Here is a 14,871-nt window from a genome sequence, read left to right as displayed (position 1 = left end):
ACACAACCCCCGCCGGGCCGCAACACAGACGCCCCCGCACCCGCACACACACCGCCGCCTCACCCACCAGCACCACCCCCCAGCCACACAACCCCCGCCGGGTCGACGGCGGCGGCCACCTCGCCGCGCATGATCTTGCCGTTGGTACTGCGGGCGAACGGCTCCGGGGTGGCCCAGATCCGGTCCGGCCACTTCTCCGGTGCCAGCGCGCGGCGCAACTCCGCGGTGACCAGCTCGCGCAGCTCCGCGTCGCCGCGCTCGCCGATGGGGCCGCACAGGCAGGCGACGGGCAGCTCGTGCGGGCCGTCCGGGTTCGGCAGGCCGACCAGCACCACCTCGTCCGCGCCCGGGGTGTCGGCAAGCACCGCCTCGATCTCCTCGGGGTAGACGCGGTGGCCGTTCTCGCTGAGCAGCACCCCGGCGAGCCGGCCCTTGAGGACCAGGTCGCCGTCGGGGCTCCACTCGGCGAGGTCGCCGGTGCGCAGCCACTCGCCGACCGGTTGGATCACCCCGGTGGCGACGTCCACGTAGCCCTCCATCACCAAGTCCCCGCGGACCAGGATCTCGCCGACGCCCTCCGGGTGGCCGGCCACCGGCTCCAGCCGCACCTCCAGGGAGTCGTCGGGCCGGCCGATGCAGTAGACGTGCTTGAGGTAGCGCGTCTCGGCGTGGCCCTGCTCGGCCAGGAAGCAGAACGGGCCGTACGTCTCGGTCAGCCCGTAGCCCTGGATCCAGTCGCAGCGCGCCAGTTCACGGCCCTGTTCGAGCACCGCACGGGGGACGGCGGCCCCGCCGTAGGAGACCACACGCAGGCAGGACAGGTCGTCCTCGCCGGTGGCCGCGGCGGCCACGAACTGCTTGAGCGCGACCGGACGCAACGCCAGGTGGGTGCCCCGGTGGCGGGCCACCTGGGCCGGCCACTGGGCGGGGTTCGGGGTCTCCGGGAAGACCACGGTGGCGTCGTGCGACAGCGCTCCGAAGGAGTTGATCACGCCGGTGGTGTTGTTCATCAGGCCGGTCATGAAGATCCGGGCGGTCGGGCCGTACCCCATGGTCCGGGTGACCCAGCCGATCCGGGCGCAGATGTGCGCCTCGTTGATGCTGATCGCCTTCGGCCTGCCGGTGGTGCCGCTGGTGAACAGCACCAGGAAGTGCTCCACCGGCTCGGGGTGGAGCACTTCCACCTCCGCCTCGGGTGCCTCGCCGGTGGGGAACGGCAGTTCCACGACGGTGGCGCAGCGTTCGCGCAGCTCGTCCAGGCCGGTCCGGTCGCGCTTGAAGTGCAGCACCACGTCGGGCTTCGCGGCGTCCGCGATGGACAGCCACTCGGACAGCGCCGCCGCCTGCAGGCCGTACGGCATCAGCAGGTGCAGGCCGAGCGAGCTGGCCGCGGCGAGGAAGAACACCGCCTCCGGTCCGTGGTCGAGCAGCGCCAGCACCCGCCGGCCCGCGGTCAGGCCGCGCTCGATGAGCTCGGCCTGGACCCGGGCCACCTCGCTGCGGACCTGGCGCCGGGTGAAGGAGTGTGCGCCCGCGACCATGCACACCCGGTCGGCCTCGGCGTCCGGCGAGAGCGCGAGGCCGAGCAGCTTCCGCGTCGGGGTCATGGGCGCCGCACCACCGATGCCGCGTACGTGCACGCCGCGCCCATGGTGGCGTGGCTGTTGGCGCCCAGGGTGTCGCGGACGTGCGCGCACGCCTCCTCGAAGGTGGTGCCCGCGCCGAGCACCCGCTCCACCGCGGCCGGGTCGACCGCCACGGTGTGGTGGGAGACGATCGCCGCGCCGCCGGCCGACTTCTCGAACTCCCACAGGCCGCTGTGCCCGGACAGCAGGGCGGGCAGCACGGTCTGCTTGTAGGAGATCCGCTCGCCCGGCTCGCACAGCCGGATCGAGGCGGTGGTGTGCGTACGGCCGTCGGGGGTGACGGTGTCCATCTCCATCAGCTGTACGCCCGCCGGGTCCTCGGTGAGGTCGACCCGGCCGACGTGCTCCAGCCGCTCGGGCCACAGGTCGCACCGGTTGACGAAGTCGTACACGTCGGCCGGGTCCACCCCGGGCGCCTCCGCCCGGTCGCTGAAGGCGAAGACCAACTGCTCCAGCGGATGCGGGCGTTCGGCGAAGGCGCCGAGCGCGGCCAGTTCCTCGACGCTGTTGCGGTCCACCGCCTTGGCGATCCACTCCAGCGACTCGGGATCGTCGTCGACGGCGGTGAAGGTGTGGGTCAGCACCATCCGGGTCTGTCCGTCGCCGGCCGGGTGGAAGGACCACTCGCCGGACATCGAGGCGACCGGCGCGGTGGAGCGGTCCTGCCGGAAGGAGATCCGCAGGGCCACCGGGTCCAGGGTGCGGCGGGAGGTCCAGGTCGCCACCCTGGCGTTGGTCCGCGCCCACAGCTCGATCCGCTCGTCGGCGCCGTGCCGCTCGATCTGCCGGGCCCGCACGCACGGCCCGAGCAGCACCGGCCAGCGGCTGACGTCCGCGACCAGCGCGTACAGCCGGTCGGCGGGGGCGCGCACCACCCGGCTGTGCTCCATCTCTCGGATGAGCGGGCTCATGCGGCCGCGGCCTCCTTCGTGGAGCGGACCAGTTCGGCCAGCTCGCGCGGCGTACGGGCCTCGAAAAGCAGGTCGTCCGGCACCGACACACCGAACTCGCGCTCGATCGCGGAGGCGGTCTCCATCAGGGCCAGCGACTCGTAGCCGAGCTCGTCGAAGGAGGTGTCGGCGAAGTCGGCGTCGGTGGCCCCGGACTCGGGGGCGCCGGCGCTGGCGACGATGATGCGGCGGATCTCTTCCACGGTGATGTTCACAGCTGTCTCCTCAGGAAAGGTCGTTGGTGGCGTCGGCGTCCCAGGCACGGACGACGACGGCCGAGTTGAAGCCCCACAGGCCGCGGGCGACCACGAGCGCGGTGCGCACGTCCGCCTCGCGGGCCCGGTCGCGGACCAGATCGATGCCGTACTCGGCGGGTACCTCGCGGGTGCCGGCGGTCGGCGGGATCACGCCGTCGCGGATCGACAGCAGCGCGGTGGCGACGTCCAGTGAGCCGCCGCCCGCGTAGGTACGCCCTGACGCGGCCTTCGGCGCGGTCACCGGGACCGCGGCCGTGCCGAACACCTCGCGCAGCGCGTCCGCCTCCGCCCGGTCCGGCTCCGGCACGCCCACCGCGTCGGCGAAGACCACGTCGACCTGGTCGGCCGTCACCCCGGCGTCGGCGAGTGCCGCTCCGATCGTGCGGCGCAGCGCCGGCGGCCGGCCGGAGCCCGGGGCGGGGTCGAAGCCGCTGGCGTAGCCCGCGATCTCACCGAGGATGTCCGGGGCGCCGCGGCGCAGTGCCGCCTCGGCCTCCTCCAGCACCAGCAGCGCGCCGCCCTCGCCGGGGACGTAGCCGTCGGCGTCCCGGTCGAAGGGCAGGTAGGCGCGGCCCGGGTCGGTGCTGGTGGACAGCCGGTCGCCGGCGATCTGCGCGGCCCAACCCCACGGGTCCAGCGCGGAGTCGACGCCGCCCGCGACGACCAGCGGGGTGCCGCGGCGCACGGTGCGCCGGGCGTGGCCGATCGCGTCCAGGCCCCCGGCCTGCTCGGTGACCAGGGCGCTGGAGGGGCCGCGCATGCCGTGCCGGATGGAGATCTGGCCGGTGTTCACCGCGTAGAACCAGGCGAAGGATTCGTAGACGCTGACCGACTGCGGGCCTTCGGTCCACAGCTTGTGGAACTCGCGGTGGGTGAACTCGAAGCCGCCGAGGGCGTTGGCGGTGACCACGCCCATGTCGTAGTCGACCAGGCCGGCCGGGTCGACCTTGGCGTCCTGAAGCGCCCAGCCGGCCGCGACCAGCGCGTACCGGGTGGAGACGTCGGTCTGCGGGAGCAGCCGGTCCGGCAGGTGGTCGGTGACGTCGAAGCCGCGGATCTCGCCGGCCAGTTTGGCGGGGTACTCCGTCACGTCGAACCGGGTGAGCTCGCCGAGGCCGTGCCGGCCCTCGCGGGTGGCGGCCCAGAAGTCCTGGGTGCCGAACCCGTTGGCGGCGAGCGCGCCGATCCCGGTGACTACCGTCCTGGTCATTCCTTCTCCCCGGTTCATTCCTTCTCCCCGGTCGGCCTCTGCAGCACCATCGCGGTCTGGAAGCCGCCGAAGCCGCTGCCGACCGTCAGCACGGTCCGCACGTCCAGTTCCCGCGCGGTCAGCGGCACGTAGTCGAGGTCGCACTCGGGGTCGGCCTCGTGCAGATTGGCGGTGGGCGGCACCGCGCCGTTCCTGATGGCGAGCGCGCAGGCGGCGATCTCCACGGAGCCGATGGCGCCCAGCGAGTGGCCGACCATCGACTTGATCGAGCTGACCGGCGTGCGGTACGCGTGGTCGCCGAGGGCGCGCTTGACCGCGGCGGTCTCGTGCCGGTCGTTCTGCTTGGTGCCGGAGCCGTGGGCGTTGATGTAGTCCACGTCGGTCGGGTTGACGCGGGCCTGGTCCAGGGCGACCCGGATCGCCTCGGCCATCTCCCGGCCGTCCGGCTTGAGGCCCGTCATGTGGTACGCGTTGCAGCGGGTGCCGTAGCCGGTGACCTCGGCGTAGACCGGGGCGCCACGGCGCCGCGCCGACTCCAGCGTCTCCAGTACGAACATGGCGGCGCCCTCGGCGAGCACGAAGCCGGTGCGGGAACGGTCGAACGGGCGGGAGGCGGTCTCCGGCTCGTCGTTGCGGGCGGTGGTCGCCTTGATCGCGTCGAAGCAGGCCACCACGATCGGGGTGATCGGGGTGTCGGTGGCGCCCGCCACGATGACGTCGGCGGAGCCCTCCTGGATCAGCTGCAGGGCGTGCCCGACCGCGTCGAGACCGGAGGTGCAGCCGTTGGAGACCAGCGACACCGGTCCCTCCGCGCCGACCTGCCACGCCACCTCGGCCGGCATCACGCTGGGGGCCAGGTAGTCGAACATGTGCGGTGACAGCCACTCCTCGCTGTCCACCAGCCAGTTACGGCCGGAGTCGGACAGCACCAGGTACTCGCGCTCCAGGCTGGTCGCGGCGGCCACCGCGCTGCCCAGGGTGACGCCGATCCGCGCGGGGTCGATGCCCGCGAAGTCCAGGCCGCTGTCCTGCATCGCCTCCCGGGCGCAGACCACGGCGAACTGGGTGGCCCGGTCCATGCGGCGGATCTCCCGCCGGCTCAGGCCCTCCCACACCGGGTCGAAGTCCGCCTCGCCGGCGATCTGCGACCGGTAGGCCGACGGGTCGAAGAAGCTGATCCGCCGGGTCGCGGTACGGCCCGCGGTGAGCAGGTCCCAGAACTCCTTGGTGCCCCGGCCGCCCGGGGCGCGTACGCCGATGCCGGTGATGACCACTCGTCGGCTCATCACAACCACCTCTCATCGAAACCGTCGTGGTCGACGAGCCGCTCCTGGTTGCGCAGCCGCCCGTCCTCGCGGACCAGGACGTCGCGCACCACGCAACTGCGGACCATCTGCGGGCCGTTGCCGGGCCGGGTGGTCAGCACCAGTGCGTAGCAGGTACTGCGGAGCCGGCCGTCCGCCAGTTGCTCGACGTCGACCATCGTGAACATGTGACGCCGCTGCTGCGGGTCCGCCGTGATTCGCTCGCGCACCTCGTAGAGGTCGGACAGGATGCCGGTCCTGGTGCGCGCCGGCTGACGGCCGGGCGTGTGGCCGAAGACCGCGTCCTCGGTGAAGGTGGCGGCGTACTCCTCCACCTTGTCCGCGTCCAGCGCCTGCATCTGGCGCGCGTAGTACTGAAGAACCTCTGCGTACAACTCGGCGCTCACGCCGGTCGACTCCATCTCCTCGAACTCCTTCACGCGGCCGTTGGATGCGTTCAGTCTTCAATCGCGTCCAAGAGCCGCGGTCGAGGCCGCCTCAACGCCTCGTCGCGGGGCTGGAGCGGGGCTCGACCGGGGCGCGAGCCGCGGCCGGGACGGTGGTGTGCATGGACGCATCCACTTCCGCCGACACCGAGCGCCAGGTCGCGCTGGTCACCGGCGCCACCAGCGGCATCGGACACGAGATCGCCCGCACCCTGGCCCGCCAGGGCTGCGCCGTCTATCTGTGCGCCCGCACCGACAAGACCCTCAAGGACACCCTCGCCGAGCTGCGCGGCGAGGGCCTGGACGTCGACGGCAGCACCTGCGACGTCACCTCGTCCGAGGAGGTGCGGGCGCTGATCGCGGCCGTCGTCGAGCGCTACGGGCGGCTCGACGTCCTGGTCAACAACGCCGGCCGGCCGGGGGGCGGGGCCACCGCCGAGGTCTCCGACGAGCTGTGGCTCGACGTCATCAACACCAACCTGAACAGCGTCTTCCTGGTCACCAAGGCGGCACTGACCGGCGGCGGCATGCTGGAGCGCGGTACCGGACGGGTCGTCAACATCGCCTCCACCGGCGGCAAGCAGGGCGTGGTGCACGCCGCGCCGTACACCGCCTCCAAGCACGGCGTGGTCGGCTTCTCCAAGTCGCTCGGCCTGGAGCTGGCCAGGACCGGCATCACCGTCAACGCGGTGTGCCCGGGCTTCGTGGAGACCCCGATGGCCGAGCGGGTGCGTGAGCACTACGCCGGGATCTGGGGCGTGGACGAGGAGGAGGTGCACAGCCGGATCACCACGCGGGTGCCGATGGGCCGCTACGTGGAGCCGAGCGAGGTGGCCGCGATGGTGTCCTACCTGGTCTCCCCGGGCGCCGCGGCGGTCACCGCGCAGGCGCTGAACGTCTGCGGCGGCCTCGGCAACTACTGATCGGCAGCTACTGGTCGGCAGCTACTGATCGGACCGGCTGCGGGAGCAAGCGCCAGGGCGCCGGGACCTCGGTCGAGGTCCCCGGCGCCCTGGCGTTGTGCGGTCGACCGGGGTCAGGCCTTGAGCACCTGATCGACCCAGCCCCGGGCGGCCGGCTCGAACTGCAGCGCCACATGGGTGGAGATGGCGGTGACGTCCCGCCACAGCCGCTGCATCGAACCGGAGACCGCCTGCCCGCGGGTGCCGGACTGGCGGAACAGCCGGTCCACCGCGGTCACCGACAGATCGACGGCGAGGGCGCAGTCCCGCAGGTTGCGCGTGGTCTGCAGCGGGCTGGTGGCGGCGCCCTCGTCGGCGAGCCGGGCGGCCCGCTCCAGCAGCAGCCGGGCCGCGTCCACCTCGCCGGCCGAGCGGGCCAGCGCCTGCTCGGCGGAACCCCGCACGCCCTGCACCCCGGTGGTGCCGGGCAGTTGGGGGGCGTTGCCCACCTTCTCCGCGAAGTACGCCGAGAAGGTGCGGACCATGCCGAGTGCGGCGCCGACCGCCGGCGCGGCGAACATCAGCCCGTTGACCGCCTGGAGCGGGGCACGGTGGCAGGCCGCGGGCACCCCGCCCCAGGCCTCGCTGGTGCGCCCGGCGAACAGGTCGGCCCGGTCGAAGGAGAGGTGCTCGGGCACGAACACCTCGCCGAGGACCAGGGTGTTGCTGCCGGTGGCGGTCATGCCGACGCTGTGCCAGGTGTCCTCGATCCGGTACGCGGAGCGCGGCAGGGCGAACAGCCGCGCCTCGCTGCCCGTCCCGGACTCCACCAGGCCGCACATCAGCGCCCAGTCGGAGTGGGCGATGCCGCTGATGTAGGGCCAGCGCCCGGCGACGAGCCAGCCGCCGGGGGCCGGCCGGGCGGTGCCGAACGGCGTCACCGACCCCACCAACACCGCGTCCGGGCCGGCCGCCCAGATCTCCGCCTGGCCCTGCTCGGGCAGGAACGCCCCCGCCATCCGCGCGATCGAGGCGATCAGTGAGGCGCACCAGGAACTGGCCGGGCACTCCTCGGCGATCACCTCGACCGCCTCGACCAGTTCGGTGAAGGATCCGGCGTCGCCGCCGACCGCCGCGGGGGCGAAGTGCCGGGCGAATCCCGCCCGGACGATCTCCCCCATCACGCCGGGGTCGACATCCCGGGCCCGTTCGGCGGCCTCGGCACGGCGGCCCGCGGCCGGCGCGATCGCGGCCGCGGCGGTGGACAACCCGGCGGTGGGCATCTGTCTTCTCCTCAACTCTCGGGGACTCAGGAGGCGGCCGGCAGCCGGTGGAAGGTGTTGCGGAAGAAGGTCAGCGGCCCCTCCTCGCGCTGCACGGCCAGGTCGATCACCTCGCCGATCACGATCACGTGGTCACCGGCGTCCACCTCGCGTTCGATCCGGCACTCCAGATAGGCCAGCGCGTCGGAGAGCACCGGCACGCCGGTGATCCCCGGCCGGGTGTCGGCCTTGACGCTGTGCCGGGTGTGCCGGCTGGCGAAGGACCGGCACAGCTCCTCCTGGTCGGCGGCCAGGATGTTCACCGCGAAGGCGCCGGTCCGCCGCAGGACCGGCAGCTCGCCCGAGTCGTTGTGGATGCAGACCAGGATCAGCGCCGGGTCGAGCGAGACCGAGGTGAAGGAGTTCACCGTCAGTCCCGTCGTACGCTCGGTGCTGCCGCTGGTGATCACCGTGACGCCGGTGGCCCAGTTGGCGCAGACGCTGCGCAGCGCCTGCGGGTCCACCAGGGCCGGGTCCGGCTGCAGTACGCCCGCCGTGCCGCGCTCGCTCATGCCGCACCGTCGAGCAGCGGGTCGACGAACAGGCCCTGGCTGCCCTCGGAGATCTCCTCCGCCTGAGCCAGGGTCAGCAGCACCGGCCCGGTGTACAGGCCGTCGGTCTGCCAGTCGTCGGGACGCAGGCTGATCGCGTACGGGTTGACCGGGGTCTCCGGGTCCGGCGTCACGCCGAGCCCACGGGCGGCCCGGTGGAAGACGGCGACCGCGAGCGCCTCGGCGACCCGGACGTCACGGGAGATCTCGGCGGCCAGTTCGTCGTCGCTGTAGTCGACCACCAGGGTGGCGTGGCTGTCCTTGATCGCCTTGGCCGGCACGTAGGCGTTGGCCGGTCCGTCGGTGACGGCCTTCTCCAGCTCGTTCCAGTCGCGGAAGATCTGCTGGATCCGGTCGTTGACCGCGAAGAGCTTCTCGATGTCGCCGCGCACCCGCTGCATGAACCCGTAGTCCAGGAAGCGGTTCTTGACGAAGATCAGCACCACGCCGACGTGGTTGAGCATGGCGTCCCAGCACAGCTTCGGCACCATCACCGCGGGGTTGCCGAAGGCCGGGTAGTGGTCCTCGACCTTGGAGACCACGAACTGGAAGGTCCGCAGGTGGAAGTCGTTGTAGAACTCCAGCCTCTCGGTGATCTCCTCGCCGGCGAAGTCGCGGGTGACCAGGTCGGTGGTGACGCTGTTGCCGTAGCCGATCATGTCCGAGCCCGGGGAGTAGAAGGCGTCCGCGAAGGCGCCGGCCTCACCGACCAGCATCCAGCGGTCGGGCGAGTACACCCGCTCGGTGCCGAAGGCGAAGTCCTTCAGGGTGATGAAGTCCGCGACGTCACCGGTGCGCCCGTCGACCACCTCGGCCAGCTGCGGCTCGTTGACGCGCAGCCATTCCTGGACCTTCTCGAAGGTCTGGATCTCGTCGTACGGGTGGATGCGCGGGTCGGCGCAGACACCGACCGAGATGTGGTCCGAGCCCAGCGGGATCAGCCACACCCAGTAGCCGTCGCCCATCAGGTGGTTGGTGGAGAACTTGCGGATGCCGGTGCGGTTCATCCGCTCCATCCACCGCGGGTCGTCCTTGCCCCACTCCTCCAGGTCGATGCCGCCGGTGAGACGGAACCAGGAGGCGTTGATGGTGTGCGACACCTCGCGGGACAGGCCCAGCCTGCGCTTGACGAAGTGGGCGCGTCCGGCCGCGTCGACCAGCCAGCGGGCGGTGATCGCGCGCTGCTCGCCGCCCTGCGTGTAGGACACGGTGTGGTCCTCGTCGCCCTCGCGCAGCTCCACGTCGGTGATCGCGGCGCCCTGCCGCAGGTCCACGCCGGCGTCCAGCGCCATCCGGGTCAGTTCGTTCTCGAACCGGCCGCGGTCGATCTGGTAGTTGTCGTGCGCCGGGAACTCCCGCGGGCCGAGCTCGATCCGCCTGGTGAGGTCCTCGTTGCCGCCCGCGGGCTGGAAGAACCGCAGGCCGTTCTTCTTCAGGTGGAACTTCTCCAGGTGTTCCTTCATCCCGACGATCTGGGCGAAGTAGTGCGCGCCCGCCGGCACCGTCGATTCACCGACCTTGAACGCCGCCTCCGGCGCCAGGCCCTGCCGTTTGTCGAGGATCACCACGTCCGTCTCCGGACGGGCGTTCTTGAGCTGGACCGCGAGCGTGAGACCCGCGAGGCCGCCGCCGAGGATCACCACATCGGTCGTAGCCTGATCCACCATCGCTCCTCCTGCTGGTAACAAGACGTCAAGAAGTCTGTGCGGGCGCTCTCGGGGCCCGCTCAAGCCCGCGTGGAAGCGGCCGGCCGAGGGTCAGAGCACCTCGGCGACCACCTCGAACAGGCCCGGATTGGCCGTGGCGTACGGCGGGTTGACGGCCTTCCTGGCCTGGAACTCCGGGTCGGCCTGCAGGGCCTTCCACGCCTCGACGCTGGCGTAGTGCGCGACGTTCACCAGCGGCAGCGAGGCGTCGCCGAGCGCCTGGTGCATCCGGAAGTCCACGAAGCCCGGTGACTCGCCGGCCCGCTGCGCCCGGGGCCGCCAGGCGCCCAGGAACTCCTCGACCCGCCCGGTCGGCAGCTCGAAGGCGTTGATCATGGTCACGCCCGCGCCGTCCGGCTGCTTCCCCGAGGCGGCCTCGCCGATCACCCGGTACACACCCCGGTGGACGGTCTTGGCGTACTTCTTGGCCCCCGGGCCGCCCTGCTCGCCGGCCACCGCGGCGGCCAGGTCCGCGACGGACGCCCAGTCGGCCACCGCGACCAGCTGGAAGCGGTGGTCCGCGCGCAACGCCCGGTGCAGGCGGGCGCCGCGGAAGCCGGGCGCGGCGCGCATCGGCTCCAGGTGGCCGCTCCAGCCCGCGATGAACTCCTCGGCGTTCTCGACCGGCGCTTCGAGCACCGCGATCAGGGTGACCGGGCCGCTCTCTTGCTCCGTGCTCACGTTGCCGTCCTCTCCCGTGGGAAATTCGGTGGGAATAGATGTGAATCGCCGGGAATCGATGGGTTGTCAGGCGTGGCAGGCGGGGAAGCCGCCGTGCAGCTCCGCCATGCCGCGGACCATCTCGTCGATGCCGGCGAAGTCCTCCGGGCGTCCGCCGCGCAGTTCGCCGTAGGCGCGGTACAGGTTGGGCACCAGGCGTTCGGTGTCCAGGTACTCGGCGAACTCGCCGAGGTCGGCGGCGCGGGCCGCCGCCGACGGGTCCGCTCCCCCGGCGAGGCCGGCCTTGGCCACGTCCAGCAGCCAGGCCAGGTAGCGCTCGGTGGTCTCCAGCAGCTCCGGGCCGCCGACCGGGCCGTGCCCGGGTACGACGGTGACCGCGTCGAGCGCCCGCAGCCGGGCGACCGCGTCGCGCAGGCCGCCGACCGAGCCGGTCAGCACGAACGGGGTCACCCCGTTCATCACCAGGTCTCCGGCGAACAGCACCCGGCGCTCCGGCAGCCAGGCCACCGTGTCGCAGGAGCTGTGCGCCGGGCCGAAGGCGCGCAGCCGCACCTGCTGCTCGCCGACGTGCAGCGTGAGTTCCTCGGCGAAGGTGACGTGGGGCGCGGCCGGTTCGACCGCGCCCCAGTCCACGTCGGGCCACAGGGTGGTCAGGTGCAGTCCGGTGCGGACCGCCTCCTGCCGGGTCCGCTCGGCGGCCACCACCACCGCTTCGGGGAAGAGGTGGTTGCCGAAGGTGTGGTCGCCGTGCGCGTGGGTGTTGACCAGCAGCCGCGGGAGCTGCGGCGCGGTGCCCGCGACGAGCTCGCGCAGACGCCCGGCCCGGGCCTCGGTGGCGGCGGTGTCGATCAGCAGCGCGGTGCCGCCGTCGACCACCAGCCCCGCGTTGTTGAGACACCATCCGCCGTCGGGCTGCAGGAAGGCGTGGACCCCTTCGGCTATCTCTTCGAGTCTCGGTGCACCGGTGAAAACTGCCATGCGGCCACTGTCGTCCGGGGCGCTCGACGGCCACTCGAAGCGGCCCTGAACACCGCTGTGGTCTGCCGTACTCCCGCGTCGGCGGACCCGGGGCAGGCCGTCGGATCACGCCCCGGCTCTCATGGCCGGCGTGCCCCGGCCCTCTCCTGGGTCCGGGTGGGGGCTTCGGCCTGGGGCAAGGTGCCTCCAGGGGGCTGCGACAGGCGGTCCAGCCGCAGCAGCCGCAGCAGCGGATCGGTCGCCACGGTGGTCACGAGGGTCATCACCACGAGCACCGCGAACAGCCGGGAGTCGATCACCCCCAGGGACAGGCCGACGTTGAGCACCACCAGCTCCGTCAGGCCGCGGCAGTTCATCATCACGCCCAGCCCCAACGACTCCCGGTTGCCCTCACCGGCCAGCCGGGCCGCCACGTACGTCCCGCCGATCTTGCCGGCCACCGCCACCAGCAGCACGAGCCCCAGCACGCCCAGCGCGGAGAGGGAGAACGCCGACTGCAGCCGGGTCTGCAGGCCCACCGCGGCGAAGAAGAACGGCAGCAGCAGCCACAGCGCCAGCCCCTCGGTCCGGTGCGCGAAGTCCCGCACCGTCCGGGAGGAGCGCGGCATCACCACGCCCGCCAGAAAGGCGCCGAAGATCGCGTGCACCCCGAGCGCATGGGTGACCACCGCGCAGATCAGCACGAAGGAGGTGATCAGCACGCCGATCGGCAGTACCCCGCCGCGCCGGCTCTCCAGCACCCGCAGAACGTGCGCCAGCGCCGGGCGCACCACGAACCACAGGACCAGGGTGAAGGCCACCACCTCGACCACGGCGGCCAGTACGCCCAGCGGAGAGTCGTTGCGCGCCTCGGCGACCACCACGCCCAGCGCGCACCAGGCGGTGACGTCGCCGACACCGGCCATCGCCAGGCCCATCGCGCCCAGCCGGGTGCCGATCAGCTCTCGGTCGGAGAGGATCCGGGCCAGCACCGGGAACGCGGTGACCGACACCGACAGCGCCACGAACAGAAGGAACGGTGTGGATTCCACACCGGCCGGCTGGTAGTCGTCCCGCAGCGACAGGGCGGCGGACATGCCCAGCAGGAACGGCACCGCGAGCGCCGCGTGCCCGGCGGAGAGCACTTTGCCGCCGAGCCTGCGCAGCATGGTCAGCGGCATCTCAAGACCTATCAGGAACATGAAGAAGACCACACCGACCTGCGCCAGGTTGTCCATGACCGGCGTGACCGCCGGCGGGAACACCTCCTCGGAGAGACCGGGTGCCAGGGCCCCGAACACCGAAGGACCGAGCAGCAGTCCGGCCAGGATCTCGCCGACCACCGGCGACTGGCCGACCGCGCGGGCCGCCAGGCCCATCAGCCCCGCCGCCGCGACCACCACGACCCCGGCGACCAGCACCCGGCCGAACACGTCGGCCGGCTCGGGCGGCTTCGATCCGCCGACGGTCTCCTTCACCGGGTGCGCGATGCCGTATCTCAGGAGCAGCAGCGCCAGCGCCAGCGGCACCAGGACCAGCAGCCCGTAGCTGAGCACCGCACGCGCCGTGCTGCGGGAACGGGGCGGGTCGTCCTCGGGCTCGCCCGCGCCGGACGAGGATGGATCATGCGTCATTGCCAGGGTTCTCCTAACGGGACGATGACAGCGTCGCCGCCCCGGAGCGGAGGCGGCGCGGCCGCGCGCGGGCAGCCGAAGGCCGTCCGGGGCGGAGCGATCGCTCCGCCCCGGACCTGTCGGGTGAGTGACGCCGGGTCAGCCGGTGCGCAGCAGGGTGCTCACCGAGCCGCTGCGTACACCGCTGAGCACCTCGGCCTGCAGCCGCTGCACCTCCGGGGCCGGCTCCAGGCCGAGCTCGGTCTTGAGCACCCTGCGCAGGTCCTGGTACGCCCGCAGGGCCTCGGCGCGGTAGCCCGCCGCGCGCAGCGAGTCGATGAGCTGGGCGTGCAGCCGCTCGTTGAGCCGGTGCTCGGCGACCAGCGATCGCAGTTCGGGAATCAGCTCCTGGTGCCGGCCGAGCCGGGCGTCCGCCTGGATGCGCAACTCCAGGACGCGCAGCCGCAGTTCGCACAGGTGTGCCTTGTGGATGGTCAGCTCCGGCCCGAGGTTGATGTCGGCCAGCGCCCGGCCGCGCCACAGGCCGAGTGCCTGCCGCAGCCGCTCGGCGGCCTCCGCGGCGTGTCCCTGACGCCACAGACAGCGGCCCTGTTCGGCCAGGGCAAGGAAGCGCTCGGCGTCGGTCCGTCCGGTGCGCAGCTCATAGCCGGGTGCCCTGGTGACGATGTCGCAGCGCCGCTCGCCCTGGGGAAGCGGATCCAGGATGCGGCGCAGTTGGTAGACGTAGGTCTGCAGAGTGGTGGCCGCACTGCGTGGCGGCCGGTCGTCCCACAGTTCGGCGAAGAGGGTGTCGGTGCTGACCACCCGGTTCGCGTTGAGCGCCAGCAGCGCCAGCACCGCCTTCACCCGCGGTGCGGTCGGTGCCAGGTCGCGTCCGCCCGCGATGACTTCCAATTGCCCCAGCACATTGAACGTGACCACGATCTTTTCCCCCGTCCAGAGTTGCCTCGTTCACCTCGATGCGGAGTCGATTCACTTTCAACCAATTTCCCACCGAGCCCGCAGGTGCAACAATGCCCTTTCACTGGGCCGTACGCCACAATCTTCCAAGCCCCCCTCGAGCCGCGCTTGAGCCCACGAAACGCCAAAAGGTGTAGTGCGAATGCCTCTTTGGATACCGCGGTCGCGAAACTCCACCGCAAACAAGCAAAATCAGGTTCAGCAATTGTGAATTCCTTGTTACCGACCAGTCGGTACACCAAAGAAACCAACCCAAAGGGCTACACGGGGTGATACATGGACATTTCGCCGTGAAGTATTACGTAGCGATCCTCCAGCCCGCCCTCGACGCGTGGTGATGCGTCT

The 14,871-nt window shown here is 71.9% G+C and carries 14 protein-coding genes; 1 reads left to right on the top strand and 13 read right to left on the bottom strand.

Going from position 1 to position 14,871, the window contains the following annotated elements; translation table 11 throughout:
• Nucleotides 1–59: 59 nt before the first annotated feature.
• Genes AC3ETA_RS13410 through AC3ETA_RS13385 form a run of 6 tightly spaced genes read right to left on the bottom strand, consistent with a single transcriptional unit; the run spans nt 60 to nt 5,789 of the window.
• The gene (locus tag AC3ETA_RS13410) at nt 60–1,607 is read right to left on the bottom strand and encodes a class I adenylate-forming enzyme family protein (protein WP_432193083.1); all 1,548 of its coding nucleotides are present in this window, start codon (nt 1,605–1,607) and stop codon (nt 60–62) included.
• On the bottom strand, nt 1,604–2,557 hold the full coding sequence (locus AC3ETA_RS13405; protein ID WP_432193082.1) for an aromatase/cyclase: 954 nt from the start codon (nt 2,555–2,557) through the stop codon (nt 1,604–1,606). The genes AC3ETA_RS13410 and AC3ETA_RS13405 overlap by 4 nt, the downstream gene beginning before the upstream one ends.
• The gene (locus AC3ETA_RS13400; protein WP_432193081.1) at nt 2,554–2,811 is read right to left on the bottom strand and encodes an acyl carrier protein; all 258 of its coding nucleotides are present in this window, start codon (nt 2,809–2,811) and stop codon (nt 2,554–2,556) included. Before AC3ETA_RS13400 ends, AC3ETA_RS13405 begins: the two co-directional genes overlap by 4 nt.
• A 10-nt stretch (nt 2,812–2,821) precedes the next feature.
• Nucleotides 2,822–4,063, bottom strand: a complete 1,242-nt coding sequence (locus tag AC3ETA_RS13395; RefSeq protein WP_432193080.1) for a ketosynthase chain-length factor — start codon at nt 4,061–4,063, stop codon at nt 2,822–2,824.
• Nucleotides 4,064–4,077: 14 nt separating this feature from the next.
• The gene (locus tag AC3ETA_RS13390) at nt 4,078–5,349 is read right to left on the bottom strand and encodes a beta-ketoacyl-[acyl-carrier-protein] synthase family protein (RefSeq protein WP_432193079.1); all 1,272 of its coding nucleotides are present in this window, start codon (nt 5,347–5,349) and stop codon (nt 4,078–4,080) included.
• Nucleotides 5,349–5,789 carry a nuclear transport factor 2 family protein gene (locus tag AC3ETA_RS13385; protein WP_432193078.1) on the bottom strand — a complete coding sequence of 147 codons (441 nt, stop codon included), beginning with the start codon at nt 5,787–5,789 and terminating at the stop codon, nt 5,349–5,351. Before AC3ETA_RS13385 ends, AC3ETA_RS13390 begins: the two co-directional genes overlap by 1 nt.
• 146 nt (nt 5,790–5,935) lie before the next feature.
• On the opposite strand from AC3ETA_RS13385, the gene fabG reads away from it, so the two are divergent.
• Entirely contained in the window at nt 5,936–6,736 is an 801-nt protein-coding gene (gene fabG, locus AC3ETA_RS13380; RefSeq protein ID WP_432193077.1) for a 3-oxoacyl-ACP reductase FabG, read from the top strand.
• A gap of 113 nt (nt 6,737–6,849) precedes the next feature.
• Here the strand turns inward: fabG and AC3ETA_RS13375 are convergent, their stop codons facing one another.
• The 7 genes from AC3ETA_RS13375 to AC3ETA_RS13345 all read right to left on the bottom strand — a co-directional run bounded on the left by AC3ETA_RS13375 (nt 6,850) and on the right by AC3ETA_RS13345 (nt 14,487).
• Nucleotides 6,850–7,998, bottom strand: a complete 1,149-nt coding sequence (locus AC3ETA_RS13375; protein WP_432193076.1) for an acyl-CoA dehydrogenase family protein — start codon at nt 7,996–7,998, stop codon at nt 6,850–6,852.
• A 26-nt stretch (nt 7,999–8,024) separates the two neighbouring features.
• Nucleotides 8,025–8,549, bottom strand: a complete 525-nt coding sequence (locus AC3ETA_RS13370; protein ID WP_432193075.1) for a flavin reductase family protein — start codon at nt 8,547–8,549, stop codon at nt 8,025–8,027.
• The gene (locus AC3ETA_RS13365) at nt 8,546–10,255 is read right to left on the bottom strand and encodes an NAD(P)/FAD-dependent oxidoreductase (protein ID WP_432193074.1); all 1,710 of its coding nucleotides are present in this window, start codon (nt 10,253–10,255) and stop codon (nt 8,546–8,548) included. The genes AC3ETA_RS13370 and AC3ETA_RS13365 overlap by 4 nt, the downstream gene beginning before the upstream one ends.
• A 90-nt stretch (nt 10,256–10,345) precedes the next feature.
• Entirely contained in the window at nt 10,346–10,975 is a 630-nt protein-coding gene (locus tag AC3ETA_RS13360) for an antibiotic biosynthesis monooxygenase (RefSeq protein WP_432193073.1), read from the bottom strand.
• Between the two features lie 66 nt (nt 10,976–11,041).
• Nucleotides 11,042–11,953 (bottom strand): MBL fold metallo-hydrolase, encoded by a 912-nt coding sequence (locus AC3ETA_RS13355; protein WP_432193072.1) that lies wholly within the window; start codon nt 11,951–11,953, stop codon nt 11,042–11,044.
• Nucleotides 11,954–12,072: 119 nt separating this feature from the next.
• Entirely contained in the window at nt 12,073–13,566 is a 1,494-nt protein-coding gene (locus tag AC3ETA_RS13350; RefSeq protein WP_432193071.1) for a cation:proton antiporter, read from the bottom strand.
• Between the two features lie 138 nt (nt 13,567–13,704).
• The gene (locus AC3ETA_RS13345; RefSeq protein WP_432193070.1) at nt 13,705–14,487 is read right to left on the bottom strand and encodes an AfsR/SARP family transcriptional regulator; all 783 of its coding nucleotides are present in this window, start codon (nt 14,485–14,487) and stop codon (nt 13,705–13,707) included.
• Nucleotides 14,488–14,871 lie beyond the last annotated feature (384 nt).

The sequence above is a fragment of the Streptomyces sp. bgisy027 genome, assembly GCF_057710365.1.
This window is presented reverse-complemented; position numbering and strand designations above follow the sequence as displayed.

Coding starts and splice junctions, on each gene's coding strand:
- AC3ETA_RS13350 (WP_432193071.1), bottom strand. CDS start 13,566: ATGACGCATGATCCATCCTCGTCCGGCGCGGGCGAGCCCGAGGACGAC.
- AC3ETA_RS13385 (WP_432193078.1), bottom strand. CDS start 5,789: ATGGAGTCGACCGGCGTGAGCGCCGAGTTGTACGCAGAGGTTCTTCAG.
- fabG (WP_432193077.1), top strand. CDS start 5,936: ATGGACGCATCCACTTCCGCCGACACCGAGCGCCAGGTCGCGCTGGTC.
- AC3ETA_RS13355 (WP_432193072.1), bottom strand. CDS start 11,953: ATGGCAGTTTTCACCGGTGCACCGAGACTCGAAGAGATAGCCGAAGGG.
- AC3ETA_RS13405 (WP_432193082.1), bottom strand. CDS start 2,557: ATGAGCCCGCTCATCCGAGAGATGGAGCACAGCCGGGTGGTGCGCGCC.
- AC3ETA_RS13410 (WP_432193083.1), bottom strand. CDS start 1,607: ATGACCCCGACGCGGAAGCTGCTCGGCCTCGCGCTCTCGCCGGACGCC.
- AC3ETA_RS13375 (WP_432193076.1), bottom strand. CDS start 7,998: ATGCCCACCGCCGGGTTGTCCACCGCCGCGGCCGCGATCGCGCCGGCC.
- AC3ETA_RS13395 (WP_432193080.1), bottom strand. CDS start 4,063: ATGACCAGGACGGTAGTCACCGGGATCGGCGCGCTCGCCGCCAACGGG.
- AC3ETA_RS13390 (WP_432193079.1), bottom strand. CDS start 5,349: ATGAGCCGACGAGTGGTCATCACCGGCATCGGCGTACGCGCCCCGGGC.
- AC3ETA_RS13370 (WP_432193075.1), bottom strand. CDS start 8,549: ATGAGCGAGCGCGGCACGGCGGGCGTACTGCAGCCGGACCCGGCCCTG.
- AC3ETA_RS13365 (WP_432193074.1), bottom strand. CDS start 10,255: ATGGTGGATCAGGCTACGACCGATGTGGTGATCCTCGGCGGCGGCCTC.